The organism is Kitasatospora sp. NPDC022785 (assembly GCF_055561295.1).
In genome coordinates, this window is record NZ_JBVHHB010000016.1 from 124,463 (window position 1) to 149,899 (window position 25,437).

23 protein-coding genes are annotated in these 25,437 nt (G+C 75.6%); 13 read left to right on the plus strand and 10 right to left on the minus strand.

What is annotated here, in order from left to right; all coding sequences use genetic code 11:
• Window positions 1–76 precede the first annotated feature (76 nt).
• Window positions 77–721 carry a class I SAM-dependent methyltransferase gene (locus tag ACZ3YO_RS23945; RefSeq protein WP_465572663.1) on the minus strand — a complete coding sequence of 215 codons (645 nt, stop codon included), beginning with the start codon at window positions 719–721 and terminating at the stop codon, window positions 77–79.
• A gap of 291 nt (window positions 722–1,012) precedes the next feature.
• Here ACZ3YO_RS23945 and ACZ3YO_RS23950 point away from each other — a divergent pair, with 291 nt between their 5' ends.
• The 4 genes from ACZ3YO_RS23950 to ACZ3YO_RS23965 all read left to right on the plus strand — a co-directional run bounded on the left by ACZ3YO_RS23950 (window position 1,013) and on the right by ACZ3YO_RS23965 (window position 4,867).
• Window positions 1,013–1,831 (plus strand): sigma 54 modulation/S30EA ribosomal C-terminal domain-containing protein, encoded by an 819-nt coding sequence (locus tag ACZ3YO_RS23950; RefSeq protein ID WP_465572665.1) that lies wholly within the window; start codon window positions 1,013–1,015, stop codon window positions 1,829–1,831.
• Window positions 1,828–2,301 carry a pyridoxamine 5'-phosphate oxidase family protein gene (locus tag ACZ3YO_RS23955; RefSeq protein ID WP_465572668.1) on the plus strand — a complete coding sequence of 158 codons (474 nt, stop codon included), beginning with the start codon at window positions 1,828–1,830 and terminating at the stop codon, window positions 2,299–2,301. The genes ACZ3YO_RS23950 and ACZ3YO_RS23955 overlap by 4 nt, the downstream gene beginning before the upstream one ends.
• A gap of 302 nt (window positions 2,302–2,603) precedes the next feature.
• The gene (locus tag ACZ3YO_RS23960; protein WP_465572670.1) at window positions 2,604–3,323 is read left to right on the plus strand and encodes a response regulator; all 720 of its coding nucleotides are present in this window, start codon (window positions 2,604–2,606) and stop codon (window positions 3,321–3,323) included.
• 260 nt (window positions 3,324–3,583) lie between these two features.
• A complete protein-coding gene (locus ACZ3YO_RS23965) occupies window positions 3,584–4,867 on the plus strand; it encodes a serine hydrolase domain-containing protein (protein ID WP_465572673.1) in 1,284 nt (427 codons plus the stop codon).
• A 101-nt stretch (window positions 4,868–4,968) separates the two neighbouring features.
• Here the strand turns inward: ACZ3YO_RS23965 and ACZ3YO_RS23970 are convergent, their stop codons facing one another.
• The 5 genes from ACZ3YO_RS23970 to ACZ3YO_RS23990 all read right to left on the minus strand — a co-directional run bounded on the left by ACZ3YO_RS23970 (window position 4,969) and on the right by ACZ3YO_RS23990 (window position 10,781).
• The gene (locus ACZ3YO_RS23970) at window positions 4,969–6,702 is read right to left on the minus strand and encodes a sensor histidine kinase (RefSeq protein ID WP_465572676.1); all 1,734 of its coding nucleotides are present in this window, start codon (window positions 6,700–6,702) and stop codon (window positions 4,969–4,971) included.
• A 413-nt stretch (window positions 6,703–7,115) separates the two neighbouring features.
• The gene (locus tag ACZ3YO_RS23975) at window positions 7,116–7,658 is read right to left on the minus strand and encodes a copper chaperone PCu(A)C (protein ID WP_465572679.1); all 543 of its coding nucleotides are present in this window, start codon (window positions 7,656–7,658) and stop codon (window positions 7,116–7,118) included.
• Window positions 7,659–7,708: 50 nt separating this feature from the next.
• The gene (locus tag ACZ3YO_RS23980) at window positions 7,709–10,009 is read right to left on the minus strand and encodes a heavy metal translocating P-type ATPase (protein WP_465572681.1); all 2,301 of its coding nucleotides are present in this window, start codon (window positions 10,007–10,009) and stop codon (window positions 7,709–7,711) included.
• Window positions 10,006–10,167, minus strand: coding sequence for a hypothetical protein (locus ACZ3YO_RS23985; protein WP_465553349.1), 162 nt, complete (start codon window positions 10,165–10,167; stop codon window positions 10,006–10,008). The genes ACZ3YO_RS23980 and ACZ3YO_RS23985 overlap by 4 nt, the downstream gene beginning before the upstream one ends.
• Window positions 10,168–10,451: 284 nt before the next feature.
• Window positions 10,452–10,781 (minus strand): hypothetical protein, encoded by a 330-nt coding sequence (locus ACZ3YO_RS23990; protein WP_465572684.1) that lies wholly within the window; start codon window positions 10,779–10,781, stop codon window positions 10,452–10,454.
• Here ACZ3YO_RS23990 and ACZ3YO_RS23995 point away from each other — a divergent pair.
• Both ACZ3YO_RS23995 and ACZ3YO_RS24000 read left to right on the plus strand, forming a co-directional pair.
• A complete protein-coding gene (locus tag ACZ3YO_RS23995; protein ID WP_465553345.1) occupies window positions 10,771–11,070 on the plus strand; it encodes a hypothetical protein in 300 nt (99 codons plus the stop codon). The two genes, ACZ3YO_RS23990 and ACZ3YO_RS23995, sit on opposite strands and share 11 nt — an antisense overlap.
• A 925-nt stretch (window positions 11,071–11,995) precedes the next feature.
• Window positions 11,996–12,604, plus strand: coding sequence for a response regulator transcription factor (locus ACZ3YO_RS24000; RefSeq protein ID WP_396323621.1), 609 nt, complete (start codon window positions 11,996–11,998; stop codon window positions 12,602–12,604).
• Window positions 12,605–12,674: 70 nt separating this feature from the next.
• Here the strand turns inward: ACZ3YO_RS24000 and ACZ3YO_RS24005 are convergent, their stop codons facing one another.
• From ACZ3YO_RS24005 to ACZ3YO_RS24020, 4 genes are all read right to left on the minus strand, one after another.
• On the minus strand, window positions 12,675–13,946 hold the full coding sequence (locus tag ACZ3YO_RS24005; RefSeq protein WP_465572687.1) for a sensor histidine kinase: 1,272 nt from the start codon (window positions 13,944–13,946) through the stop codon (window positions 12,675–12,677).
• Between the two features lie 123 nt (window positions 13,947–14,069).
• Window positions 14,070–15,644, minus strand: coding sequence for a SagB/ThcOx family dehydrogenase (locus ACZ3YO_RS24010; protein ID WP_465572690.1), 1,575 nt, complete (start codon window positions 15,642–15,644; stop codon window positions 14,070–14,072).
• A gap of 129 nt (window positions 15,645–15,773) precedes the next feature.
• Window positions 15,774–18,059, minus strand: coding sequence for a TOMM precursor leader peptide-binding protein (locus ACZ3YO_RS24015; protein WP_465572692.1), 2,286 nt, complete (start codon window positions 18,057–18,059; stop codon window positions 15,774–15,776).
• A 4-nt stretch (window positions 18,060–18,063) separates the two neighbouring features.
• Window positions 18,064–18,345, minus strand: a complete 282-nt coding sequence (locus ACZ3YO_RS24020) for a hypothetical protein (RefSeq protein WP_396323617.1) — start codon at window positions 18,343–18,345, stop codon at window positions 18,064–18,066.
• A gap of 278 nt (window positions 18,346–18,623) precedes the next feature.
• On the opposite strand from ACZ3YO_RS24020, the gene ACZ3YO_RS24025 reads away from it, so the two are divergent.
• From ACZ3YO_RS24025 to ACZ3YO_RS24055, 7 genes are all read left to right on the plus strand, one after another.
• Window positions 18,624–18,959, plus strand: a complete 336-nt coding sequence (locus ACZ3YO_RS24025) for a DUF6059 family protein (RefSeq protein WP_465553335.1) — start codon at window positions 18,624–18,626, stop codon at window positions 18,957–18,959.
• A gap of 156 nt (window positions 18,960–19,115) precedes the next feature.
• The gene (locus ACZ3YO_RS24030; RefSeq protein ID WP_396323615.1) at window positions 19,116–20,945 is read left to right on the plus strand and encodes a fatty acyl-AMP ligase; all 1,830 of its coding nucleotides are present in this window, start codon (window positions 19,116–19,118) and stop codon (window positions 20,943–20,945) included.
• Entirely contained in the window at window positions 20,924–22,768 is a 1,845-nt protein-coding gene (locus ACZ3YO_RS24035) for an acyl-CoA dehydrogenase (RefSeq protein WP_465572696.1), read from the plus strand. The genes ACZ3YO_RS24030 and ACZ3YO_RS24035 overlap by 22 nt, the downstream gene beginning before the upstream one ends.
• The gene (locus ACZ3YO_RS24040; protein ID WP_396323613.1) at window positions 22,768–23,085 is read left to right on the plus strand and encodes an acyl carrier protein; all 318 of its coding nucleotides are present in this window, start codon (window positions 22,768–22,770) and stop codon (window positions 23,083–23,085) included. Before ACZ3YO_RS24035 ends, ACZ3YO_RS24040 begins: the two co-directional genes overlap by 1 nt.
• Entirely contained in the window at window positions 23,082–23,405 is a 324-nt protein-coding gene (locus ACZ3YO_RS24045; protein ID WP_396323612.1) for an acyl carrier protein, read from the plus strand. The genes ACZ3YO_RS24040 and ACZ3YO_RS24045 overlap by 4 nt, the downstream gene beginning before the upstream one ends.
• Window positions 23,406–23,451: 46 nt before the next feature.
• Window positions 23,452–24,276 (plus strand): 4'-phosphopantetheinyl transferase family protein, encoded by an 825-nt coding sequence (locus ACZ3YO_RS24050; protein WP_465572700.1) that lies wholly within the window; start codon window positions 23,452–23,454, stop codon window positions 24,274–24,276.
• Window positions 24,277–24,483: 207 nt separating this feature from the next.
• Window positions 24,484–25,311, plus strand: coding sequence for an AfsR/SARP family transcriptional regulator (locus ACZ3YO_RS24055; RefSeq protein WP_465572703.1), 828 nt, complete (start codon window positions 24,484–24,486; stop codon window positions 25,309–25,311).
• Window positions 25,312–25,437: the final 126 nt, after the last annotated feature.

Here is a 25,437-nt window from a genome sequence, read left to right on the forward strand (position 1 = left end):
CCCCCATCTTTGCGGTGGCCTGCCCGCATCATCTGCGGTGTGCGGGCCGTCGTCCCGCGGAGCGCGGGCCGGAGGGTCAGCGCCGGGCGACCAGCAACTGGGTGGCCACCGCCGGCCGGCCGTTCATGGTGCGCACCGGCAGCTCGCGCTCGGCGACCGGTTCGAACGCGCCGAGCAGCTCGTCCAGCCACTGCCGGGTGTGGTGGCGGCAGACCGCGCCGTCGCTGGTCTCGAACACTCCGTACCGGCCGTACCGTTCGGCGAACTCCGCGTAGCGGTCGCGGTTGCGCGCGTCGGGTTGGAGGCAGAGGTCGCTGACGTAGAGCAGGCCGCCCGGCCGCAGCACCCGGTGCAGCTCGGCGACCAGGGCGCGCTGGCCGTCGTCGCCCGGCACGCAGGTGAGGACGGCGAACAGCAACGCCGCGCCGAGGGTGCCGTCCGGGTGGGCGAGCCGCGGGGGGTCGGTCAGCACGGTGAACCGGGCGGCCGGCTGCTCGGCCCGGGCGCGGGCGACGAGGCTGGGCGCGACGTCCACGCCCTCGACGTCCGTGAAGCCGAGCGCGGCCAGCTCGCCGGCGAGGCGGCCGTAGCCGCAGCCGTAGTCGAGGACGGCCGCGCCGCGGTCGAGGCGCGCCAGCCAGTCCGGGTCGAGCGGGTGCCCGAAGGTCTTCGCCGTCCCGGTGGAGTTCCAGTAGTCGGACTGGTTGTCGAGAGCGGGCATGTCCCGATCATCGCACGCCCGTTCGCGCAGCGGGGTACGGCCGAGCGGGGGTGGGGCCGGGGCCGAGCGGGGTGGCCACGGCCGCGCGGGGTGGCTCAGGGCCGAGCGGTGGCGGGAGAGGCCGGCCGGGGGCGGTGGGCCGGGGGCGGTGGGCCGTTCGGCCCTTGTCCGGTCCGCAGCGGTGCGGGGATCGTGATCGCCGTGCGGGTGTGTGCGCGGGGTGCGCCGAGGGCAGACGTGGCAGGACGTGAAAGTACGGAAATCTGCGTGATGGGACGGGAGAGGCCGGAGATGGGCGAGTTGGTCACGGTGCAGGTGCGCGAGGGGATGTCGGGAGGCGTCGCGGGCGACGCCAGGGCCCGGATCGCGGCCGTGGTGAGCGGGGCCGACGCCCTGGTCGAGGCGCCACGGGTGCGGGTCGGACCGGTCGGTGGGGTCGCCGTGCTGGCGCAGGTCAACGCCGAGGTGGACGGCCGGCGGATCCGCGTCCAGGAGGCCGCCGCCGACCTCGGCGAGGCACTGGACCGGCTGGCCGACGGGCTGCGCGGCCGGATCGCGGCCGTCACCTCCGGCTGGACGCCCAGGCCCTGGCCGCACCGGGTGCGTGGCCGGGGGCTGCCCGGCGTGGTGACCGCGCAGGGCGCGCCGCGGGGCGAACGTTCGCTCGTGCGTGTGGGCGCGGGCTCGGTCGGGGCCGATCCGTGCACCGAAATCCCGCACGGAGCCCGGGCGGAGCGGATCGTCCGTCGCAAGGCGGCCGCCCTGGTGTGGTGCTCGCCCGACGCGGCGGCCCGGACCATGGACGCGATGGACTTCGACATCCACCTGTTCACCGACCCCGCCACCGAGACCGACGCCGTGGTCTACCGGGTCGGCCCCACCGGCTACCGGCTGGCCCGCACGGTGGCCGCCGCTCCGCCCACCGGCCCGGCCGTGCCGCTCACCGTCAGCCCCTGCGGCGCACCGGAGCTGACCGAGGACCAGGCCGTGGCGCGGCTCTCCGGGGCCGACCTGCCCTTCCTCTTCTTCGCCCGGCCCGGCACCCGCCGCGGCCGGGTGCTCTACCGGCGCTACGACGGCGGGCTCGGCCTGATCGCGGCCGCCTCGTGACCGGCGAGGCCGGCCCGCCCGGCCCGCTGCCGGACGGCGTGGCCCCGCCGCGCCACCTGGTGCCGATCGGACGCGCCGAGGCGCTGTGGCTGCTGGGCGGAGCGCCGTTCGGCCGGATCGTGTTCACCGCGCGGGCGCTGCCGGCCGTCCGGCCCGTCAACCACGTGCTGGTCGACGACGCGATCGTCATCCGCACCCACGACGCTGCCCTGAGCGCGGAGGCACTCGGGGCGGACGCGGCCGGCGTCGTGGTCGCCTACGAGGCGGACGCCATCGACCCGTCGACCCACCTGGGCTGGAGCGTGGTCGTGACCGGCTACGCCCGCCCGGTCACCGACCCGGACCGACTGGCGCGCTACCGGGCACTGCTGCGCCCCTGGGTGGCGGGCGCGATGGAGCACATGGTGGCGATCCGGCCCGAGCTGGTCACCGGCCACCGGCTCACCGAGGGCGCCGCCGGGGCCGGGTAGCGGCCCCGCGGCCGCACCGGCGTGGGCGGGGGAGTCCGGGCGAACTCCCCGGCCCGCGCTCCGGCATGCCGGGACACCGCCCGGGCGGGGAAGGCCGTCCACGCGGCCTCGGCGGCATCCTCGGCGCGGTCACGTCCATCACCACCGCCGGCTGCGGTCACGTCCCGGCCTGACCGTGGATCAACGCCCCCGGACGGCGCTCAATGGGGTCGTTCGGCCCTGGGGCGCGGCGGTCCGGTCGGGGATGATGCGGTGGGCCCGCAGCAGGTGCGTGCCGGGCACGAGGAAGGTGGAGCCGCGCGATGGCGAGCAGTACGGCGGGCGCGCAGGTACCGGTCAGGGTGTTCCTGCTGGACGACCACGAGGTGGTGCGCCGCGGCGTCCACGACCTCTTGGACGGCGAACCGGACCTCCAGGTGGTCGGCGAGGCCGCCACCGCCGAGCAGGCGCTCGTCCGGGTGCCCGCGCTGCGCCCGGACGTCGCCGTCCTGGACGTGCGGCTCGGCGACGGCGACGGTGTGGCCGTCTGCCGTGAACTGCGCTCGCGCATGCCCGACCTGGCCTGTCTGATGCTCACCTCCTTCGACGACGAGGAGGCGCTGCTCGACGCCGTCATGGCGGGCGCCGCCGGGTACGTCCTCAAGCAGATCAGCGGCACCGACCTGGTCACGGCGGTGCGCACCGTCGCCTCCGGCCGCTCGATGCTCGACCCGGGTGCGGCGACCCGCCTGCTCAACCGCCTGCGCAGCGATGCGGCGGCGGCACGACCGGTGCCGCGCGGGCCGGAGCTGACCGCGCGCGAGCAGGAGGTGCTGGCGCTGATCGGCGAGGGACTGACCAACCGGCAGATCGGCGAGCGCCTCTACCTCGCCGAGAAGACGGTGAAGAACCACGTCTCCCGGCTGCTGGCCAAGCTGGGCGTGGAACGGCGCGTCCAGGCCGCACTGATCGCCACCGAGCTGCGCCGCTCCGCGGCCCCGCAGCCGGCCCACCCGCGGACACACGGCGGCCTGCGCGGCTGAACCTGCCGGGAGACGCGCGGCGGTCCGGGTGGCCGGACCCGGCTGCGGACGCCCGGCTGAACCCGCGCGCGTCCCGGCCCCGTTCCCCGAGTGGACAGGATCACCGGCGCCCGGGCCCCACACGGGTCGCCGGCCCGCCGGCCCGCCGTCAGCAGCGGCCACAGCGGGTCCGTTTGTCGGATGACCCCCCGTCCGGGATATTGGATCATGGTCCCGACGGGACCGGTTTCCCAGGTGACGGAAAGTCAGGGGCGTTTCTGATGACGCGGGTTGGATTTGTGCGTGCGCTGGCCGTGGCCGCGACCGGTGTGGTGGTCGTGGCCACGGGGGCGACGGGGGCCGTGGCGGCGCCGGCGGCAGCGGCGGTGCCGGACACGGCCGGGGTGCGTGCCGCCCTGCAGGGCACGGTGAACGCCGGGGCGCCGGGTGCGTTCGCGGTGATCAGGGATCACGGCGGTGTGGAGACCAAGGTCTCGCTGGCGGTCGGCAAGGCCGATCTGGACGGGACCCCGATCAACTCCGACCTGCGGTTCCGGGTCGGCAGCAACAGCAAGATGTTCGCCGCGGTCCTGGTCATGCAGCTTGCCGAGCAGGGGCGGATCGACCTGGACAAGCCGCTGCGGGACTACCTCCCGGCCGGCACGCTGCCGGAGGGCTGGACGATGACCGGCCGTCAGGTGATGGAGCACCGCGCGGGCGTCTACGACCACACCAACGACCTCCTGGAGCAGGCCGGCGAGGAGACCACCAGCGCGTTCGAGGCGCGCATCCGCCACAACGTCTACGACCCCGCGAAGCTCGTGGCGATGTCGGTCGCGCACGGCGTGCAGTACACGCCCGGATCGCGCTACTCCTACTCGAACACGGACTTCGTGCTGATGGGCCTGGCGGTCGAGCACCTCACCGGCCGGCCGTACGCGGAGGTGCTGCGCGACGCGATCATCGAACCGCTGGACCTGAGCCGCACCTCCTTCGACGTCCCGGCCGAGGAGATCGAGGGGCGGCACGTCACCGGCTACCTGACCAACGACGACCGTTCCAAGCCGCTGCTGGACTCCACCGAGCAGACCGCCTCCTGGGTGTGGAGCGCCGGCGGGGTCGTCTCCTCCGCCCGCGACATGGACCGCTTCCTCACCGCGCTGATGGCCGGCAGCGCCGGCGGGCTGGTCTCGGACGCCTCGCTGAAGCAGATGACCAGTGTGCTCCCCACCCCCACCGCGAAGATCAGCTACGGGCTGGGGCTGCGGCAGATCGCGCTCTCCTGCGGCAACGTGTTCGGCCACGGCGGGATCGTCCAGGGCTTCCAGACCCAGTCGTTCGCGACCCCGGACGGCCGCCGCAGCGTCGTCGTCTTCGCCAACGCCTCCAACAACGGCGCCGTGACCCAGGGGCTGATGAACGTGCTGGAGCCGGCTTTCTGCGGCAAGCAGCCCGCCCCCGCCGCCGCGCCCCGCACCCTGACCTCGCAGGGGGCCGGCGGCGAGCAGCAGAGCGGCGTGGCGCCCCGCGACCTCCTCCCCGTCGTGGAGGACACCCGCATCTGACCCGTCCCGGAGGTGGGCACGCGGGGCGCACTCCCGCGTCCCGCGTGCCACCGGTGGTGGGGGTACTCCCGTGCCCGGGTGCCACCGCCGACGGGGTGCGCTCACGTGTCCTGCGTGCCACCGGTGGTGCGGTGCCAGGCGAGGCCCAGCGGGGCCTCCCACACGACCCGGGTGCCGCCGCCCTCGCCCGCCCGGAGCTCGAAGCTGCCGCCCACGCGCTCCGCCCGCTCGGCGAGGTACCGCAGGCCGCTGCGGCGTCCGCCCTCCGGGACGCCGACCCCGTCGTCCGTGACGGTGAGCCGCACCAGGCCGTCGACGGCGCGCAGGACGACCTCCACCCGGCTCGCGCGGGCGTGCCGGGCCGCGTTGCTGAGCGCCTCGCCGAGGACGGCCAGGACCTGTTCGGCCAGCTCCTGCGACACGTCGGTGTCGAGCAGCCCCTCCAGGCTGAGCCTCGGCGCGAAGCCCAGGGTCGCCCGTGCCTCGCCGACGGCCCGGGTGGCGCGGGCCCGCAGGCCCCGGTCGGGCTCGTTGTGGGCGCGCAGCCCGAAGATGGTGGAGCGGATGATCTTGATCGTCTCGTCCAGGTCCGCGACCGCCCGGCCGACCCGGTCCGCCGCGCCCGGGCTCTCGATCAGCCGGCCCGCGCTCTGCAGCGTCATCCCGGTGGCGAAGAGCCGCTGGATGGCCAGGTCGTGCAAGTCCCGGGCGATCCGGTCGCGGTCCTCCAGCAGCGTCAACTGCTCGGCATCGCGCCGCCGTTCGGCCAGCTCCAGGGCGAGCGCCGCCTGGTGGGCGAAGCCCACCAGCGGGTCGGTCTCCTCCGCCGTGAACGGCGCCCGCCCGCTCGCCCGGGCCAGCAGCAGCACACCCCGCCCGAACCCCGCGCCGGTGCCCAGCGGCACCGCCACCGCCGGCCCGAGGCCCTCGAACCGCCCGGGCGGCCCGGCCGCGAACCGGGCGTCGCAGGCCAGCTCGTCGCTGGTCACCGGCGAGCCGCAGGCGTACGCGGCGCCGGAGAGCGTGCCGTCCACCGGCACCGTCACCCCGAGCCGGGCGCCCGGCTCGCCGCCCAGCGCCACCTCCACCGTCAGCTCCTGCGCCCGCTCCCCGGGCCCGGCCAGCGCCACCGAGACGTCCGCCAGCTCGGCGCCGGCGATCTCCCGCGCCCGGCGGGCGATCAGCTCGACCACCTCCAGCCGCGGCGCGCCCGACAGCAGGCTGCGGGTGATCTCCGCGCTCGCCTGGAGCCAGCGCTGGCGCCGCTGCGCCTCCTCGAACAGCCGAGCGTTGTCGATGGCAACCCCGGCCGCGACCGCGAGCGTGGAGATCACCGCCTCGTCGTCGGCGTCGAAGTCCAGCCCGCCGCGCTTGTCGGTGAGGTACAGGTTGCCGAACACCTCGCCGCGCACCCGCACCGGCACCCCGAGGAAGGTGTGCATCGGCGGGTGGTGGGCGGGAAAGCCCACCGAGGCCGGGTGATCCGACAGCACCGGGTGGCGCAGCGGCTGCGGGTGGCGGATCAGCTCGCCCAGGATGCCGCGCCCGGCCGGCAGCGGCCCGATCGCGGCGCTCTCCTCGGGCGTCAGACCGACCGTCAGGAACTGGGAGAGCGTGTGCCCGTCCGCGCCGATCACGCCGAGCGCGGCGTAGCGGGCGTCGACCAGGTCGGCGGCGGCCTCGACGATCCGGTGCAGCGCCTGGGCGAGGTCCAGCTCGCGGCCGACCGCCAGTACCGCCTCCAGCAGGCTGTGCACCCGGTCCCGGGTGCCACGCGCCGCGTCGATCCGCCACTGGAGCTCTTCCAGCAGCTCGTCCAGGCGCAGCTGCGGCATCCGCGCGGCGCCACCGTCATGGCCACCGCTGCCCCCGGCCGCCGGACCGCCGGTGCGGCTCGCGCCGCCGGTACCGCTCGTGCCGCCGGTACCGCTCGTGCGCCCGGTACTACTCGTGCCGCTGGTGCCGTCCGTCCGTGCCGGACCGCCGGTGCCCGCCCGCGTACCGTCCGCGCCGCCCACCGGCGTCCTCCCCGTCGTTCTGCCCCGGTGCGTCCGGGCCCGCCCCAGGTCAACCGACCAGGGGTTCGTCGGATTCACGGTAGTGCGCGTGCACACCCCTTCCGTACGGCGGGGTCCGCCCGGGCCGCCTCCCCCGGGCGGAGAGCGTGGGCGGCGGGCGCGGGCGCTGCCCAGCCTCACCGCGGCCGACCCCTCGTGCCGCCCCGGCCCCGGCCGCCGCGCCCCCGGCCTCAGCTGCTGCGCCGCCCACCCGGGGGGACGACCTCGGCCCGGACCTTGAGCTCCGGACTGTGGCGGAAGGTCAGCGTGAACTCCACCCACTGGCCCGCCCGCAGCGCAGGCGGGTTGGTGATCATCAGGTCGGCGTCCTCCGGCGACATCACCAGCTCGCCGCGCCCCGGCACCGGTAGCGCCTCGACCGGCTCCCAGCGGCCGGACGCACCCTGGTGCCGGTGCCGCTTCAGGGTGATGCGGCCGCCGAGCTCCCAGCCGGCACCCGTCAGTTCGTCGGGGACGTCGCCGGGGTTGCGGACCGTGAAGAACGCCGCCGTGGCGGTCGCACCGCCGGCCGTCGGCAGCAGCAGCCAGCCCGGCCCGGCCTCGACCGGGCGCTGCCGCCCGGCCCCGCCGACCGCCGTCCAGCCGGAGAGCAGCGCCAGCGCCACCCCGGCCGCCACCACCGGCGGCCCGACCGCGCGCACCCGCTCGGCCGTCCGCCGTGAGACCTTCCGGCTCGGGACCGCCCGGCCCTTGACCACCCGGCCCTTGACCACCCGGCCCGGGACCCTCCGCCGGGAGACCGACCGCCCGGAGAACGGCGCCCTCACCGGCCCGCCCCCGGCCGCCGGCCCCGCCCGCTCGCACCGGCCGTGCCACCGGAGCCGCCCCGACCCGGCTGCCAGGTGCGCAGCCGCAGGCTGTTCGCCACCACCAGCAGCGAGCTGAGCGACATCGCCACCGCCGCCAGCATCGGGTTCAGCACACCGACCGCCGCCAGCGGGATCAGCACCATGTTGTACCCGAACGCCCAGACCAGGTTGACCCGGATCGTGGCCAGGGTCCGCCTGGCCAGCCGCACGGCGTCCACCACCGCCTCGATGTCGCCGCGGACCAGGGTCAGCCCGGCGGCACCGATCGCGGCGTCGCTCCCGGAGGCCAGCGCCACCCCGAGGTCGGCGGAGGCGAGCGCGACCGCGTCGTTGACGCCGTCGCCGACCACCGCCGTCGTCCGCCCGGCCGCCTTCAGCTCGGCCACGACCTCGGCCTTGCGCTCCGGCGAGGCCGAGGAGTGCACCTGGCCGATGCCCAGCTCCTTCGCCACCGCCCGGGCCGCGCCGGCGCCGTCCCCGGTCAGCAGGACCGTCTCCAGACCCATCCCGCGCAGCCGGTGGAGCGCCCGCCAGCTGCCGGAGCGCAGCGTGTCGCCCACCGCGAGGACGGCGACCGGCTGCCCGTCCAGCTCCGCCACCACCGGCGTCCGCCCGGCCTCAGCCGCGCGGGCCAACGCTTCGGCGAGCGCGCCCGGCAGCGGGCCCGCGGCGTCGTCGGGCCGGACCACCCGGACGTGCCGCCCCTCGACCGTGCCGGACACCCCGACCCCGGCGGTGGCCGTGAAGCCGGCCACCGCCGGGAGGGGCTCGGAGCCGCCCCGGGTCCGGGCCGCCCCCACGACAGCCCTCCCGATGGGGTGCTCCGAACGGTGCTCGACGGCCCCCACCAGCCGCAGCACCTGGTCCTCGTCCACCTCGGGCACGGCGGTCAGCTCGGCGAGCTCCATCCGCCCGGTGGTCAGCGTGCCGGTCTTGTCCAGCACCACCGTGTCGATCCGGCGCAGGCTCTCCAGCACCTCCGGGCCGCGCACCAGGACGCCCAGCTCGGCGCCCCGCCCGGTCGCCGCCAGCAGCGCGGTCGGCGTGGCCAGGCCCAGCGCGCACGGGCAGGCGACCACCAGGACGGCGACCGCCGCCGTGACCGCCGCCTGCGGCTCGGCGCCCGCGCCGAGCCAGAAGCCCAGCACGCAGACCGCCACCGCCAGCACACAGGGCACGAACACCCCGGCCACCGCGTCCGCCAGCCGCTGCGCCCGCGCCTTGCCCGCCTGCGCGTCCGCGACCAGCGCGGTGATCCGGGCCAGCTGGGTGTCGGCGCCCACCGCCGTCGCCCGGATCACCAGCGCGCCGCCGACGTTGACCGTCGCGCCCGCCACCTTGTCCCCCGGCCCGACCTCCACCGGGACGCTCTCACCCGTCAGCAGGCTGAGGTCCAGCGCGGAGCCGCCCTCCACCACCACCCCGTCGGTGGCCACCCGCTCGCCCGGTCGCACCACGAACTCGCGCCCGGGCAGCAGCTGTTCGACCGGCAGCAGGCGCTCCGCCCCGGACTCCGGATCCCGGACGCACACCTCCTTCGCCCCCAGCTCGGCGAGCGCCCGCAGCGCCGAACCGCTGCGCCGCCGCACCCGGCCCTCCAGCAGCCGCCCGGCCAGTACGAACAGCGGCACGCCGACGGCCGCCTCCAGGTAGACGTGCGCCGCGCCGCCGCCGTCCGCGGTCAGCGAGAACGGCATCCGCATGCCGATCTCCCCGGCGCCGCCGAACAGCAGCGCGTACGCGGACCAGCCGAACGAGGCCACCACTCCGAGGCTGACCAGGGTGTCCATGGTCGCCGCGGCGTGCCGCAGCCCTTGCCGGGCCCGCCGGTGGAACCCGGCCGAACCCCACGTCACCACCGGCACCGACAGCCCGAAGCAGACCCACTGCCAGGCCGGGAACTGCAGCGACGGCACCATCGAGAGCACCACGACCGGCACCGCCAGCAGCGCCGTCACCAGCAGCCGCCGGCGCTCGCCGGGGTCTTCCTCCCGGTCCGCCGGGGCCTGCCCGGCCACCGCCAACTCGGCGGTGTAGCCGGCCCGTTCGACGGCCGCGACCAGCTCCTCGACGCCCACCCCCGCCGGGTGCAGCACCCTTGCCCGCCCGGTCGCCAGGTTGACGCCGGCCGTGACGCCCTCGATCCGGGCCAGCCGCTTCTCCACCCGGCCCACACAGGCCGCGCAGGTCATCCCGCCGACCGCCAGGTCGGTGCTGATCAGCGCCCCGGCCTCCGCTCCCGCGACCGCGCTCACCGGCCGGCCCCCATGTCGTGACCGCTCATCCCCGGGTTCACCCCGCCGCCGCTGCCGGGCGTCAGCCCCGGCGACACCGGCCCGGCCCCGCGTCCCACCGCGAAGGCCACCACGAACACCACCAACAGCAGCAGGGCGAACCCCGCCAGCACACTCAAGGGCCGGCCACCCGGCGACATCGCACTCACCCCCCACCAGTCGGCCCGCCACCGCCGTTGGTTCCCGTACGTTCCGAATGGCGCCGGTCACACCGGGCCGCCGCCGGCCCGGCGGGACCTGGGGGACCGGTGCGGGCGCCCGCCGGCGGGCGGCGGGACAGGGCGGTCCCACTCGAACGGGGGACCAGGTTTCGCCGTGCGGGGCGGTTGTTGCGAAGCATGGGGGCGTACGGGCCTTCGGTCGTGGGGCAGTGGAGTGGAGAGTGATCCTCGGTGCGCGAAGTTCAGGGATTGCCGCGACGGTGCGGCGTGGGGGTGCGGGCGGTGGCGCTGGCCGCGGTGGTGAGCGGCATCGGGGTGCTGGCGGCGTGCAGCAGTTCGTCGACCAATCCGTCGATCGGCTCGTCGGGACCGGGGTCGACGTTGAGCACGGCGCCGGAGCCGTCCTCGTTCTCCGGGGAGCCGCCGTCCGCGCTGGCCTCGGCGGCGGAGTCGGCGCTGGCCTCGGTGTCGGCCGCGGCCGAGTCCGCCTCGGCCGCGGCGGCCTCGTTCGAGGCGTCGGTCTCCGCGCAGGGGGTGCAGGCACGGCAGAAGGCGGCGGAGGTGCTGGGCACGCTGCAGAACGGCGGCAACGCGCTCGGGGCCGTGACGGTCACCGGGGTGCAGCGGGCGCAGACCGGGGGCCTGCACGCGGTGGTGGTGACGATCGTCAACACCGGGCTCGACACCGCCTCGTACGCGGTGCAGGTCGATTTCACCGACACCAACGGCAAGGCGGTGGACAGTGCGGTGGTCGGCGTCGAGGGCCTGCCGGCCGGGGACAAGGCGCAGCCGATCGCGTTCAGCCGTGCCCCCGCCGACCAGACGTTGCTGCCGGTGGTGGTCAAGGCCGTGCGGTTCTGACCCCGGCTGTCCGGTTCGGCTGTCCGGCGGCGCGGCCGGGCCAGCGTCGTGGCGCCTTCACATGTCCCACACATTTGCTGGGGGTGGGCGGCGGATCCGCGTGGCCGTGCCATGTCGACGGGGGCCCGCCGGTCGTGGCGGGGGAGGCCCGGCGGTCGGATTCCCGGGAATGGCCGGAGCACTGCGCACGGCTTTCGGGAGGTGCGGGAATCGCCCGGAATCAGGGCCGGGGGAGTCGGGGTGATCGTGGTGGAACGACTTCCGGCCGGGCGTTCGGGGGCGTTTCCGGGGCCGGCGGATGCGGGCATCCGGGCGCCCTGTCCGCGCGGGTGCGGAGAGAAATTCCCGGGGTGCGGTCCGAATGCGGAGCGGGCGGAGGCGCTCGCGGCTCGCCGGCCGTTCCCGTCGGTCGGATCCGTCGGCCGGGCGCCAGCTTGTCATGGTTTGGACATGTCCGGGGGTGCGCCGGACCGGGGACCCGGCCCGACCAGGGACGGACGCCGGGCGGAGTCCGCAGCGGTTCCAGGGCCGGACGATCCCGTTCCGCGACGGCCGGAAGGGTTTCGGAAGGCGGTGGCGAATGCGCCCCGGCCGGGCGGCGGGTGATTTCCGCTAAGCGCCCGGACGGCCGCCGGAAAAGCCGACCGGAGGTGGGCGGTCGTTTCTTTCGGCCCGGGCCGGCCGTGTTTTCCGCGGCGTCCTGCCGGCCGGAGCGGAGGGTCGAAATCCGGGCCCGGTGAGCGGGCCGGCGCCCGAATCCCGGGGCCGCGGCCGGGGAACCGTGCGGGCCGGGTGCGGCCGGTGCGGCCGGGCGGAAGGTCAAGAGCGGCGCTGAACGGCGGTCACGCGGGTAGCATCAGCTGCCGCGCGGGCGCGGTCGAACGGCGTACGAGTCGTCCAGAGTGGGCAAACGGGGGTTCTTCCTTTGGCGATCAGGGTTTTGCTGGCCGAGGACATGCACATGGTGAGGGGCGCCCTGGTGGCGCTGCTGGAGCTGGAGGAGGACATCGAGGTCATCGCCGAACTCGCCAACGGCGACGACATCGTGCCGACCGCGTTGGAACGCAGGCCCGATGTGGCGGTGATCGACATCGACCTGGCGGGCATGGACGGGCTGACGGCCGCCGCCCGGCTCCAGGAGGTGATGCCGGAGTGCCGGACGCTGATCCTGACCAGTCTCGGGCGGCCGGGCACCTTCCGCCGGGCGCTGGCGGCCGGAGCGCGCGGCTTCATCCTCAAGGACGCCCCGCCGCGCCAACTCGCCCAGGCCATCCGGCGGGTGGCACAGGGTGAGCGGGCGGTCGACCCGGATCTGATGGTGGCGGCCTGGGACAGCGGTGACAACCCGCTGACCGAGCGGGAGACCGAGGTCCTGCGGCTGGCCGCCGACGGTGCCGAAGTCACCGAGATAGCGGGGCGCCTGTACCTCTCGGTCGGAACGGTGCGGAACTACCTGACCTCGACGGTGGTCAAGCTGAACGCGCGCAACCGGCTGGACGCGGTGCGGATCGCCCGCGAGGCCGGCTGGGTCTAGGAGGGCGCCGGGCAGTCCGCCGCCCACCCCCGGTGGTCTGCCGGTCGTCGACCCGGGCCGTGACGGGGCCTCAGGCCACCTGGGGCTCGTCCTCCTCCAGGGCGCCGGAGAGCTCGGTGGTGATGACCGCCTCCAGCTGGAACCAGCCGTCCGCACGGACTCCGGCGGTGAACGTGCCCCCCACATCGGCGAGCCGGGCGGCCAGGTTGGCGAGGCCGCCGTCGGCGCCCGGCTGCTGCCCGCGGTCGTGCGCCGGCACCCCGTCGTTGGCGAGCCGCAGGCTGGTACGGCCGTGCTGGGCTACGGCGTCGATCGTGCACCGGGAGGCCTTGCTGTGCCGGATGACATTGGTGATGCCCTCGCGCAGCACCGTGGCCAGGACGGTGTCGGCGCCGGTCGTCAACCGGCCGCACTCCACCCGGAGATGGGCGTCGATCCCGGCCGCGGACAGCACCGAGCGGGCCGAGGAGAGCTCCGTCAGCAGTGACATCGAGCGGTAGCTGCGGGCCACCTCGCGGACGTCCCCGAGCGCCTGGCGGGAGAACTGGATGATGCTCTCCAACTCCGCCTGGGCCCGTGCCGGCGAGCGGTTGACCATGGCATGTGCCAGTTCGCTCTTCAGGGTGATCGCGGAGAGGCTGTAGCCGAGCAGGTCGTGCAGATCGCGGGCGAACCGCAGCCGCTCCTTGATCACGGCGACCCTGGCGATGTCCTCCTGGGCCTCGTGGACGGCCAGGGTGAGATTGGCGAGCAGTGTCAGGCAGTACACGATGGTGCCGGTGACCAGGGTGGAGACCATCATGTAGAGCACGGTGGGCACCGTGCCCTGGGCACTCAGGCCCGTGGCCAGGCCGATCCCGGCGATCAGACAGCCGAAGCCCGGCAGCGCGGCCCGCATCGGCAGCAGCAGCAGCATCGAGCCGCCGACGAAGCCCCCCATCCCGCCCCACGGCCAGCCGAGGAAGAGCGGCGGTACGGTGACGAGCAGCGCCTGGAGCAGCAGGGTCCAGTGCCGGTAGCGGGCCCGTGACCGGCGGAATCTCGGCAGGGTGTGGAACAGTTGGAGCCCGATCGTGGCGGGCAGCACGGTCAGGCAGAGCGAGACCGTCAGCGGGGTGACGCTCTCGTCGAGGATGTTGACGATCTGCATGGTGAGGAACGCGGTGAGGACCGTCCACACCACGGTCAGTGCGAAGCGAGGGGCGGGGGCCTCGATGCCGAGGACCCGCACGCCCGGTTCGGTGCGTCCCGGGTGCTCCACGAGGTCGTCGGGGGAGTCGGGGGAGCCGGGGCCCGGCGGCCCGGGCGAGGGCTCTTCCCGTCCAGTGGCGCTGCCCGTCATGGCACTCCCTCCGGTGGTCGCTGACACGGTCGATGGTAGGGCGGAACCCGCCCGTCCGGAGGCCCCTGGGACGGACCGGTCCTTCCCGTCGGGAGGCGGTGGCGGTCGGTCGTCGGCGGAACGTCATTCCGCCCTTGCGGCACCGGGGTTGGATTCGGCCGGGCGGGCCGCGGGCAGGCCGGTCTCCGGGGGTGGGCCGGCCTCCGGGAGCGGGCGGGTCTCCGGGAGCGGGCCGAGGACGAACTCGCCGACGGCGGACTCCACGCGCCAGTCCAGCCCGAACGCCTCGGCGGAGAGGCTGGTGCTGCCGGTGCCGAGCGCGCAGGCGGCCAGGCCCATGCCGGTGGCCACCAGGTACAGCGTCTGCTGCATCACGCCGACGTGCTTCAGCGTCAGCGCGTAGGCCAGTCCGCTGTACTTCCACGAGACCCGGGCGAACCGGGCCGTCATGGTGAGCAGGAGGTCGGGCGGCTCGGTCATCCCGGTGCCGGCCTGCGCCTCGCGCAGCAGCGCGGAGTTCAGCTGCCCGGCCGCCGGCAGCCGGATCAGGGCGTGGCCGAGCGGGTCGTAGTAGTAGGCGCCCGGTTCGAGGCCGGCGCAGCGGCCGACGGTGAGGTAGAACTCCAGCTCGTAGCAGGCACCGCCGCTGGGGTACGGCCGGCTGCCCGGCGGGCGGGTCCGGCCGGACGGGAGCGGTTCGCCGGCGTCCCGTACGCGCAGCGACCGGTGCAGCAGTTCACCGAGCTGGCGCAGCGTCAGCGCCGCCGTGCCGTGCCGCCGGACGGAGCGGCGGCGTTCCAGCGCCTCGACCAGCGAGGTGTCCCAGTCCGGCGGTCCGGCGGCGGGCCGGGGGAGTTCGATCCGGGGGCCCGGGGGCGGTGGTTTGAGCGCGGGCGGCTGCTCCTGCCGGCCCCGCAGGGGATAGGTGGCGCCGAACTGGCCGTCGTGCAGGCCGGGCCGGCTGCTCCAGTGGAACCGGAGGTCGTCGTGGGACCACGGCAGCAGGGCCGGGTCGCGGTCCTCGGGGAAGGTGGCGGGCCGCGGGCAGCCGTCCGCCTGCGGGGCGGGGTCGGCGACCTCGACCATGCCGGTGGGGACGAGGTGCGAGAGGAGCGCGGCCACCGCCGGGCGGGCGACGGGGAGGCGTTCGGCGGCCGCGTCCAGGGTGATGGGGCGGCACAGGCTGGCGATCAGCCAGCCGGCCTCGGGCCGGGTGAAGACCGCGCGGAACGGCGAGAGCGGGGACTCCAGCAGGCTTCCGCGCCCGTTGGAACGCAGCGCGGCGAAGCGGGAGAGCCGCAGCGGCCGGTCCTCGGGCACCGGCGCCGGGTCGAGCCGGGCGCCGGTGGCCGTGGGCAGGACGGAGAGCAGCGGCTGCTCGCCGTCCGGCGCCCCGACCGAGCGGACGACCAGGCCGCCGAGCTGCCTCAGGGCAGCCAACAGTCGGACCCGGGCGGCGAGTTCCTCGGTCCCGGGGACGTTCTCCAGTTGCACCGGGCCGAGCAGCATCCGGCGCAGCGCCTCGCTGAGCACCGCACCGGGCCGCGGGATGTGCAGGTCGCCCCACTGCGACCGGAGGATCAACGAGCCGTCGCCCGGCTGCTGTTCCAGCAGGGTGTCCTCTCTCAGCGACCACAGCTCGATCCACGCGGCGGACTGGTGGCTGTCGGACGGCCGGGACGGCGGGGCGGGCGGCACGGTGGCTCCTGGACGGGTCGGATGCACCCGGGCGGACCGCGGTGCGGTTCGCCCGGGCAGGGCGGTGGGGCTCGGATTCGGCGGTTGGTGGGTGCCCGGGCGGGGAGCGGGCCCCGGACGGGAGCGGGCTCAGACGAACAGCGGGATCGGGTTGAGCTCGTCGTACGGGGTCGGACGGGACAGCCGGCCCAGCGCCACGGGGACGTCGAAGAGCCGGCCGGGCGCGAAGCGGGGCCAGAAGTGCCGCAGGCCCGGGACGAGCGTACGGACCACGGGCAGCGCGAGGTCGGGTCGGGTCTGGTCCAGGACGCAGACCTCCAGGCCCCGGCGTTCCAGGACGCCCTGCAGCCGGCGTAGTTCGTCGAGCAGGTCGCCGGACGGGCGGTAGGGGTGGTCGCGCGGCGTCCGGGCCGGGACGGCCGGATCGGCGGCGAGGTAGGGCATGGTGTCGGGGGACGCGGTGCGCCACCAGCGCAGGGCGACCGGGTCGGTGCAGCCGTAGCCGGTGCCGTCCGGGCGGGCCTCCAGTACCGGTGGGAGCAGCTGGTTCATCTCGGTGAGCGCGCGGCTGAGGGCGACGGCCGGATCCGGGTGCGCCCCGAATCCGAACACGATGTCCTCGGCCGGTCGGCCGGTGCGGCGGGAGAGCGCGGCGAAGACCGGCACGCCCAGGTCCGAGGTGAGGTCCAACGCCCATATCTGGCGGCCGAGTTCGGCATGTGCCTGGCTCACCTCGGCGGTCCAGGGGTCGCCGAAGGCGGCCAGGTCGACGGCCGGCTGGCGGGTGCGGTTGTACCACCAGAGGGCCACCGCGTCGCGTTCGACCAGTTCCAGCAGGCCCTGCAGGGTGGCGTCCTCCAGGGTGCCGCCGGCGGCGCAGCCGTTGGAGTCGGCGTGGACCATCCGCCGGCCGGCCCGGTCGGGCACGTTGTAGTAGAGCAGCGCGGTGGGCAGCAGGACCTGACGCTCGCGGGTGAGCGACCAGACCGGCGACCAGTCCAGCTCCGCGTCCGGGTCGAAGGGCTCGGCGACCTGGTGGAACGGGTGGCCGTCGGCGTTGCGGCGGGCGCGGTCGGCGTACTGCCGCTCGTCCCAGAGCTGGCAGCTGCCGGGGTGGACGGCGTCCGGGCCGAGGCTGTGCAGCGAGCCGCGCACCCTCGCCTCGTCGCCCTGCCAGAGGCCGCTGATCCGCTCGACCGCCTCGCACAGCGCGCCGACCCGGGCGTCCAGGGCGGTGCGGCCCTTGCCGCAGCTCTCCTGGCGCAGCGAGCCGGCCAGGTCGGACATGTGGCGGGCGCCGAGGGCCAGGTTGTGCCCGGCCCGGTAGACGTTGAGCAGGTCGGGGCCGCGCGGGTCGCGCCGGATCTCCTTGACCACGCCGGTGACCGGGCTGAGCAGGTGCCCGTACCGGTCCAGCATCCGCTGGGCGGAGAGTACGCGGTGGCCGCCGCCGCTGCGCACGGTGCACCGGCGGGGGGCCAGCTCCACCGGGCGGGCGGCCTGCCGGGTCATCAGCGAGGAGTCGCCGCACTCCGGGCACTGCGGCCGCCGGGTGAGGCGGTGCGAGCGGCTGGCGAGGGTCAGGGTGTCGAGGGTGACCACCCGGGCGTCCTCCCCGGCGCGGTGCCCGGCCAGCCAGTGGGCGCACTCCAGCGCGGCGAGCTGGGCACCGAGCCCGACCGTGAGGGGCAGGGCGGCCAGCGGGACGGGCAGCGGCGCGTCGCCGAGTGCGCGGCGGACGGGCTCCGCGCCCGAGCGGTGGCCGCGCAGCCGGTGGGCGAGGCAGTGCCAGCAGGCGCCGGTGCCGGGGCGGAAGACCGGGCCGGCCCAGAGCGTGGTGCCGGTCACCTTGGCGAGCAGCCAGGGCCGGCCGTCGGCGCGGTAGCCGGCGTCCAGGGCGGCGAGCCGGGGGTCCAGGTAGTCGCTGCAGACCACCAGGTCGAGGGCGGCGGGGGCACCCGGCGAGGCGTGGACCAGGCCGGCGCTGCGGCAGGCGGCGCGCAGCGGGGCCGGGTCCAGCTCGCCGAGGGTGACGATCCGGACGGTGCCGGTGGGGGCGGGCGCGGAGCCGCCGGCCTGCTCCCAGTAGGCCCGGGCGGCGCTGTCGGCGCCGTCGCGGCCGGTCTCGGCGCGCTCCCGGGGCGGGCGGTGGTCGAGGAGCCCGCGCCGGGTCAGCTCGCCGACGATCCGGGCCACCTGGGCGGGGGGAACGGCGGGCGCGGCCGCACCGAGCAGTGCCGGGAGGTCCCTGGTGCCGTCGAGCAGGGGCACCAGGGCCGCCAGATGGGGGCCCCGGACGGCCGTCACCCCGTGTTCGGACATCAGGTAGACGGCGTCCCCGGGGACCACCTTCGGACGGAGGTGGTTCTTGAAGCCGATGAGGGCGGCCCGCTCGTTTCCCCCGCTGACGGTCATGGAATCAGGCCTCCGCCCCGGCGAGGAGGGGCTCGAACTCCGCGTCCCGGATGCTCAGGCAGAGTGCGGTCGCCGGAGCCTGGGCGGGCAGCAGGTCGAACAGCTCGGTCACCACGTCGAGTTCCTCGGCGAGCGGCAGCGCGGGCAGCGGCTCCCCGGGCACGGTCTGGATGCCGGCCTCGGCCAGCACCTGGGCGGGGTCGTCCTCGTACCGGTGGCGCAGACCGGGCTCGGTCCAGGCACGCAGGATGACCTCTGCGAAACGCCAGTCCTTGTCTATGGACATGATTTCCTCCGTTGAGATGGCGGTAGCGGGCCGCGGGACGGATGGGCGTCGGACCTGTGCTCAGGGAAGTAGTGAACGAAATCCGAGCGATTCTCGACCAGTGCCCGTGTCACCGCTTCGATGTGAGGAAGTCACGGCCGGATCGGGAGCCGTGCACTGGCCCGCGGCCCGCGCCGGTGGGATCGTCGGCAGGATGCCCACCTCCGGTGCCGGTCCCGAGTCGTTCTCGAGGGTGGGATGGCACGCTCGCGGCCATCGACCGTCCGAGAGGAGGACGCATGAGGCACGAGATCACCGGCACAGAGCGGTGGTTGTCGGCATTTCTTCGGCCGCTGGCGATCCTGGGAGCGATGTACGGGTTCACTCCGCCGACGTACGCCCTGATGCACGTGCTGGGCCGCTCCGCTCCCGAGGCGGTGCCCGGCGCGGAGCCCGCCGTCCGTTCCGAGGCCGGCGACCGTCCGGAGCCGGCGGCCCCGGCCGCCTCGTCGAGCTCGCCCGGGCAGCACCACCCCGAGCAGGTGGTCCCCGATGTTCCGCTCAGCGAGACGGAGTTGATGATGGCCCGGCAGCTCGGGCGGATGCGCGTGCTGACCAGGCTGCGGGGCTGGTAGCGGGGGCGTGGCGGTCCTCGGGGCTTCGAGCGGCGCTTGAGCGGCCGTACACATGCTCTGGCGCGTGCAGGCCAGCAGCCGTCCCGTGGCCAGTGGCGCGCAGGGCGGCCGGGGTGTGCGTGACGCTCCGTCGGACCAGATGTCATGGGGGTTGTGGTGGCCAGAGCTGCCGATTTCACCGAACTGCTGCTGCGCCGCGGCGAAGAGCTGGCGGACCGCGAGGTCTACCGCTTCGTCCACGGTGAGGGAGCCGGGCCCGGGCAGCCCGGTGCCGACCCGCTGGCGGGCCACGCGGTCACCTACGGGGAGCTGGACCGGGCGGCGAAACGTATCGCCTCGTGGCTGCAACAGGGGCAGCCGGCCGGCCAGCGGGTGGTGCTCTGCCACGGGGACAGCGCCGGGTTCGTCCCGGCCTTCCTCGGCTGCCTCTACGCCGCGGCGATCCCCGTCCCCGCGCCCCCGCCCAGCGGCACCCGGCAGTCGGACGACCGGCTCGCCGGCATCCTCAAGGACGCCGCCGCCGGCTACGTGCTCACCGACGCCGCGCACGGCCCGCTGGTCTCCCAACTGCTCGCGAACGCCGGGCAGTCGCACATCCCGTGCCTGGCCACCGACCGCCCCGACCTCGGCGACCCGGACGCCTGGGTGCGCCCGCCCGCTCGGCCGGACCAGCCCGTACTGCTCCAGTACACCTCCGGCTCGGTCAGCGAACCCAAGGGCGTCGTGGTGGGCCACGCCAACCTGCTCGCCAACCAGCGCGCCATCCAGCGGGCCCTCGGCACCACCGAGCACTCCCGGATCGGCGGCTGGCTCCCGTTCCACCACGACATGGGCCTGATCGGCCAGCTGCTCCACCCGCTCTACCTCGGCGCCGGCGCCGTCCTGCTCCCGCCCCTCACCTTCGCCCAGCGGCCCGTCCGCTGGCTCCAGATGATCGACCGCTACGGCGTCACCGTCTCCGGCGCGCCCGACTTCGGGTACCGGCTCTGCGTGCAGCGCGTCGGCGAGGAGCAGGCCGCCGCGCTCGACCTGAGCCGCTGGGAGGTCGCGGTCACCGGCGCGGAGTCGGTCCGGGCCGAGACCCTGGACGCCTTCACCGCCCGCTTCGCGCCGGCCGGGCTGCGCCCCGCCGCGCTGCGGCCCGGCTACGGGATGGCCGAGGCCACCCTGCTGGCCACCGTCGGCGGCCCCGCACCCCGGCCCGGGCGGCGGGAGGTGGACGCGGCGGCGCTCGCGGAGAACCGGGTGGTCGCGGCCGTGCCCGGCAGGGCCTCCCGCAGCTTCGTGTCGGTCGGCCGGCCGGCCGAGGGCCTGGAGGTGCTGATCGTCGACCCGGAGAGCACCGCCCCGCTGCCGGACGGCACGGTCGGCGAGATCTGGCTCCGCGGCGACGCCGTCGCCCAGGGCTACTGGAACCGCCACCTGGAGAGCACCGAGCTCTTCCACGCCCGGCCCTCCGGCGCCGGGCCGCAGCACGGCGGGGGCCATCTGCGCACCGGTGACCTCGGCTTCCTCGACGACGGCGAACTGTTCGTCGTCGGCCGGCTGAAGGAGCTGCTCATCGTCGCCGACCGTAACCTGCACCCGCAGGACATCGAGCAGCAGGTGCAGAAGCTCAGCGTGCTCTTCGGCTCCGGCGCCGCCTTCACCGTCGGCGCCGACCAGGACCAGGTGGTGGTCGTCCAGGAGGTCCGCACCGGCGGCGCCGAGGAGGAGCTGCCGGCCCTGGCCGGAGCCGTCCAGCGGTGCGTGGCCGAGGAGTTCGGCGTCGCCGTGGAGCAGGTGCTGCTCGTGCGCCCCGGCACCGTCCGGCGCACCACCAGCGGCAAGCTGCGGCGAACGGCGATGCGGCAGCTCTTCCTGACCGGCCGGATCAAGCCGCTGCACACCACGGTGGGCGAGGGCAGGCTGCTGACCATGCCCCAGCCGCCGGCCACCGGTCCGGCCAGGGAAGGAGACGAAAGGTGCAGTCGCGCGGCGGGGTGAGCACAGGAGCGGCATCGGCGCCGGCGGCGGGCCTCCCGCCGCCCGGCACCGCCGAGACGGAGGTCCGGCGGCGGATCGCCGAGCTGGAACGGGCCTTCGGCGACCCGGACGACCCGCACAACCCGACCGGCAGCGCCGCGTTCCTCGCCGCCGACGCCCGGGAGGAGCCGCTCGCCGCCGCCGAGCTGCTGGTCGAGCGGTTCGGGCTGAACGACGAGTTCGTCCCCGCCGAGCTCGGCGGCCGGCTGACCGAGCTGGACAGCCTGGCCCGGGTCGTCCGCGCGGTGTTCCGCCGCGACGCGTCGCTCGGCCTCGGCTCCGGCGTCACCAGCTTCCAGGCGGCGGTGGCGGTCTGGGCGGCCGGCACCCCCGCCCAGCGCCGGACCGCCGCCCGGCTGCTGCACGCCGGCGGCCGGCTGGTCGTCGCCTACCCCGAACTGGCCCGCGGCAGCAGCTTCCTCGCCAACGAGCTCACCGCCACCGCGGCGCCTCCCGGCGGCGACGGCCCGGCCGGCCTCCGGCTGAGCGGCCGCAAGGAGGCCTTCGCCAACGTCGGCAGGGCCGACGCCCTGGTGCTGTTCGCGCGCACCGGCAGCGGCCGGGAGAGCCACTCCGCGCTGCTGGTCGGACGCGCCGAGCTGCCCGCCGGGGCGGCCACCGCGCTGCCCCGGCAGCGCACCCTCGGGGTCCGGGGCTGCCTGGTCGACGGCATCGAGTTCACCGACTGCCCGGTCCCAGGCGACGCCCTGCTCGGCGGCCCCGGCCGCGGCCTCGAACTCGCCCTGCGGGTCTTCCCCCTGATCCGCAGCGTCGGCCCGTCGGTGGCGCTCGGCAGCGCCGACACCGCGCTGCGCACCGCCGTCGCCTGCGCCGTCGACCGCGGCGTGGCCGAGGAGCGCCCCGACGACGGCGACGGCCGGCAGCGGGTCTCGCACGCCCGCACCACCCTGGCCGGCGCCTTCGTCGACCTGCTGATGTGCGACTGCCTGGCGCTGGTCGCCACCCGCGCGGCCCACCTGGCCCCGGCCGGGACCGCGCTCTACGCGGCGGCCGTCAAGTACCTGCTGCCGCAACTGCTCACCGACACCGCGTACGAGCTCTCCACCCTGCTCGGCGCCGAGTTCCACGATCCGGCCGGAGCGTACGGGGAGTTCCCGAAGAACGTCCGCGATCTCCCGATGATCGGCCTCGGCGCGGCCGGTTCGGCCGCCTGCCGGGCCACCGTCGTCCCCCAACTGCCGCGACTGGCGGCGCAGTCGTGGTTCACCGAGGGCGGGGCGCCGGACGCGCTCTTCCGGCTGGAGGCGGGCGGACTCCCGCCGCTGGACCTCGGCCTGATCGGCCCGGCGGCCACCGGCGACCCGCTCGCCGGCTCCCTGCTCGCCTCCGCCGCCGCCCTGGAGCGCGAGGAGCCCGACCCGGAACTCACCACGCTTGCACGGCTGTTCGTCGACGAGCTGGCCGCCCTGCGCGACGGCTGCGCCGCACTCGACCGGGACGGCCGCCCCGCCCTCGCCGACCCACGCGGCCACGCCCTCGCGGACCGGTACGCCCTGCTGCTCACCGCCGCCGCCTGCCTCGGTGTCTGGCGCGGGCAGCGGGAGGCGGGGCAGGGGTTCCTGGCGGGCACCGGCTGGATCGCCGCGGCCCTCACCAGGCTGCTGCGCCGGCTCGGCACCGCCACCCCGAAGAGCGCCGCGGACCACGACGGACCGCTGCTCGCCGAAGTCCTGCGGCGCTACCGCGGGCGCCGCAGCTACGACCTGTACGACACGCCACTGGCCGGTGGCACGCCCACCCTCCGAGGAGACGGGGACAGCTGATGACAACCGGAACGACAGACTGGCAGTCGCTGGTGATCACCGCGGTCGACGGCACCGAGTACGAGCTGTACGGCTGGCTCACCGCCCGGCTCCGCGACCACCTGCCGGGCGACGCCCCCGTCGAGCCCGACGTGCCGCTGACCGAGTACGGCCTGGACGCGGTCGTCGCCCTCGCCCTGTACGGCGAGATCGAGGAGCTCTTCGCGCTCGGCCTCGATCCCGGCACGGTCTACCGCTTCGCCACCGTCGACGAGCTCGCCGTCCACCTCGGCGGCCTCGCCGCCGCCCGCCCGTCCGGCCCGGCGGCCCGCTCATGACCACCCCGACCACCACCGCGCCCGCCTCCGTCACGCTGCGCCTGCAGGCCGTCCTGCTCGCCGCGGCCGACGAGCTCACACCGGACCTGCTCCAGCCCGAGCCGGGCGGCCCCTGCGAGGACGAGCTGGACGAGGAACTCCAGCTGGCCGACGACCTCGGCTTCGACTCGGTGATGCTGATGAGCCTCAAGGCCTCGCTGGAGGAGCACTTCCCCGAGCTCGGCGGGCTCTCCATGCCGGAGGTGCTGCCCAGCCTGCACACCGTCGGCACGCTGCTGGAGTACCTGAACCGGCGGCTGGCACCGGCCGGGGCGGCCTGAGATGGCCCGCTCGCTGGAACCGGCGCCCGACGCACGGACCGGGTGGGTGTTCGCCCACCCGGTCCAGGCCCGCGGACCGGCCGGGCCGTGGGACGAGCTGCGCGAGGCGATGGAACGGCACGGCAGCGCCCTCGTGCACGCCCGGATGGAGGACTGGCTGCCCGGCGACCTCGCCGACCCCCGGCTCCCGGAGCAACTGGGGCCCGACCACGCGCGGTTCCGGCGGATGCGGCACCCGGCCGTCCGGGCCCGGTTCGTCGCCTCCCGGATGATGCTCAAGCACACCGCCGGCGCCGTCGTCGGCGAGCCCCCGCAGGCCCTGGAGCTGGCCTACAAGCTCGGCGGCCGCCCGTACCTGCGGGGCTTCGGGCAGCTGGACCTGAGCCTGAGCCACACCGCGGACCTGCTGGTCCTCGGGCTCACCCGGCGCGGCTGGATCGGCGTGGACGCCGAGCTCACCGACCGGCAGATGACCGGCCTGGGCACCGAACCCCAGATGTGCACGCGCCACGAGCAGGAGGAGCTGGACCGCATGCCCGAGGAGGAGCGCAACAGCGCGCTCGTCCGGCTCTGGACCCTCAAGGAGGCCTACAGCAAGGCCATCGGCCAGGGCATGCGGTTCCGCTTCACCGAGTTCGGCTTCGGACCGCGGGACCGGCAGGCCGGCGAGGTCCGGCTGCCCGACGGCTCCCCCGGCACCGGTGCCGAGTGGGCCTTCCACACCTGTGTGATCCAACAGCGCTACACCGTCAGCCTCGCGCTCTGTGACACCGGCTTCGGCCAGACCGGGGACGGCGTGGACGCCCTGCGGGTGGCGGGAGACCTCCTCGCCGAACTCACCGGGGGACCGGCCGCCCGCGCCCCGAGCTGACCCTGCCATCATCCACCCGGCGCCGGCCCGCCACCAGTGCGGCCGTCACCCGGCGGCCGTGAGAATCTCACAGCACGTCAAGGCGGTTACTTCCTGTCCGATTCCTGAAGATCTCACTGTCATGGCGGCTCTCCCTCGTGTCACGATCCAGAATGACCGGACGCGTCCCGCAGCCCGGCATCGCGGAGAGATGGGGGAAGTCCTCGGATGGAAATTCAGGTGCTCGGCCCGCTGACCGCCGCCGCCTCGGGTCTGTCCATCGTCCCGACGGCGGCCAAGCCGCGCCAGATCCTGGCGCTGCTCGCGCTCAACGCCAACCGGATCGTCTCCGTTCCCCAGCTGATGGAGGAGCTGTGGGGCGCCGACCTGCCGCGCAGCGCCACCACCACGCTCCAGACGTACATCCTCCAGCTGCGCCGCAAGCTCCGTGCGGCCGCGGTCAAGAGCGGGGAGCCCCTCTGCGCCGAGCGGACCCTCGCCACCCGGCACGGAGGCTACGTCCTGGAGGTGCCGCCGGGCGCGGTGGACGCCCACGAGTTCGACAGGCTGACCGCGGCCGGCCACGCGGCCTTCGCGGTCGGGGACATGGAGGCCGCTTCCGGCCTGCTGGGCGCGGCCTCCGCGCTCTGGCGCGGACCGGTGCTGGTCGACGTCCGGCACGGCCACCAGCTCGCCATCGAGGCCACCCGGCTGGAGGAGTGCCGGATCGGCGTCCTGGAGCGGCGCATCCGCGCCGACCTGCGGCTCGGCCGCCACCACGAGGTGATCGGCGAACTGTCGGCACTCACCGGCCACCACCCGCTGGACGAGGCGCTGCACGCCCACCTCATCGTCGCCCTGTACCGCGCCGGGCGGGCTCCGCGCGCGCTGGAGGTGTACCAGAAGCTGCGCGACACCCTGATCGACGAGCTCGGGCTGGAGCCGTCCGGACAGCTCCAGCTGCTCCAGCGGGCCATCCTGCGGGGTGAACCGCTGGACGAGTACGGGCCGGAGGCCGCCGCCCCGCTGCTGCGCGGCGGCCGGCTGGTGGGCTGAGCCCGCCGCAGACCCCGGGGCCCCCCCCCCCCCCCCCCCCCCCCCCCCCGGCCCCGCCGGCCGCGGGGGGGGCCCCCCGGGGGGGGGGCGGGCCGCGGCCGCCCCCCCCCCCCCCCCCCCCCCAAC

What these genes read in the sequence shown, in the direction of transcription:
- ACZ3YO_RS23945 (WP_465572663.1), bottom strand. Translation starts at nt 721, where the DNA reads ATGCCCGCTCTCGACAACCAGTCCGACTACTGGAACTCCACCGGGACG.
- ACZ3YO_RS23950 (WP_465572665.1), top strand. Translation starts at nt 1,013, where the DNA reads ATGGGCGAGTTGGTCACGGTGCAGGTGCGCGAGGGGATGTCGGGAGGC.
- ACZ3YO_RS23960 (WP_465572670.1), top strand. Translation starts at nt 2,604, where the DNA reads ATGGCGAGCAGTACGGCGGGCGCGCAGGTACCGGTCAGGGTGTTCCTG.
- ACZ3YO_RS23965 (WP_465572673.1), top strand. Translation starts at nt 3,584, where the DNA reads ATGACGCGGGTTGGATTTGTGCGTGCGCTGGCCGTGGCCGCGACCGGT.
- ACZ3YO_RS23970 (WP_465572676.1), bottom strand. Translation starts at nt 6,702, where the DNA reads ATGCCGCAGCTGCGCCTGGACGAGCTGCTGGAAGAGCTCCAGTGGCGG.
- ACZ3YO_RS24005 (WP_465572687.1), bottom strand. Translation starts at nt 13,946, where the DNA reads ATGACGGGCAGCGCCACTGGACGGGAAGAGCCCTCGCCCGGGCCGCCG.
- ACZ3YO_RS24015 (WP_465572692.1), bottom strand. Translation starts at nt 18,059, where the DNA reads ATGACCGTCAGCGGGGGAAACGAGCGGGCCGCCCTCATCGGCTTCAAG.
- ACZ3YO_RS24020 (WP_396323617.1), bottom strand. Translation starts at nt 18,345, where the DNA reads ATGTCCATAGACAAGGACTGGCGTTTCGCAGAGGTCATCCTGCGTGCC.
- ACZ3YO_RS24025 (WP_465553335.1), top strand. Translation starts at nt 18,624, where the DNA reads ATGAGGCACGAGATCACCGGCACAGAGCGGTGGTTGTCGGCATTTCTT.
- ACZ3YO_RS24040 (WP_396323613.1), top strand. Translation starts at nt 22,768, where the DNA reads ATGACAACCGGAACGACAGACTGGCAGTCGCTGGTGATCACCGCGGTC.
- ACZ3YO_RS24045 (WP_396323612.1), top strand. Translation starts at nt 23,082, where the DNA reads ATGACCACCCCGACCACCACCGCGCCCGCCTCCGTCACGCTGCGCCTG.
- ACZ3YO_RS24055 (WP_465572703.1), top strand. Translation starts at nt 24,484, where the DNA reads ATGGAAATTCAGGTGCTCGGCCCGCTGACCGCCGCCGCCTCGGGTCTG.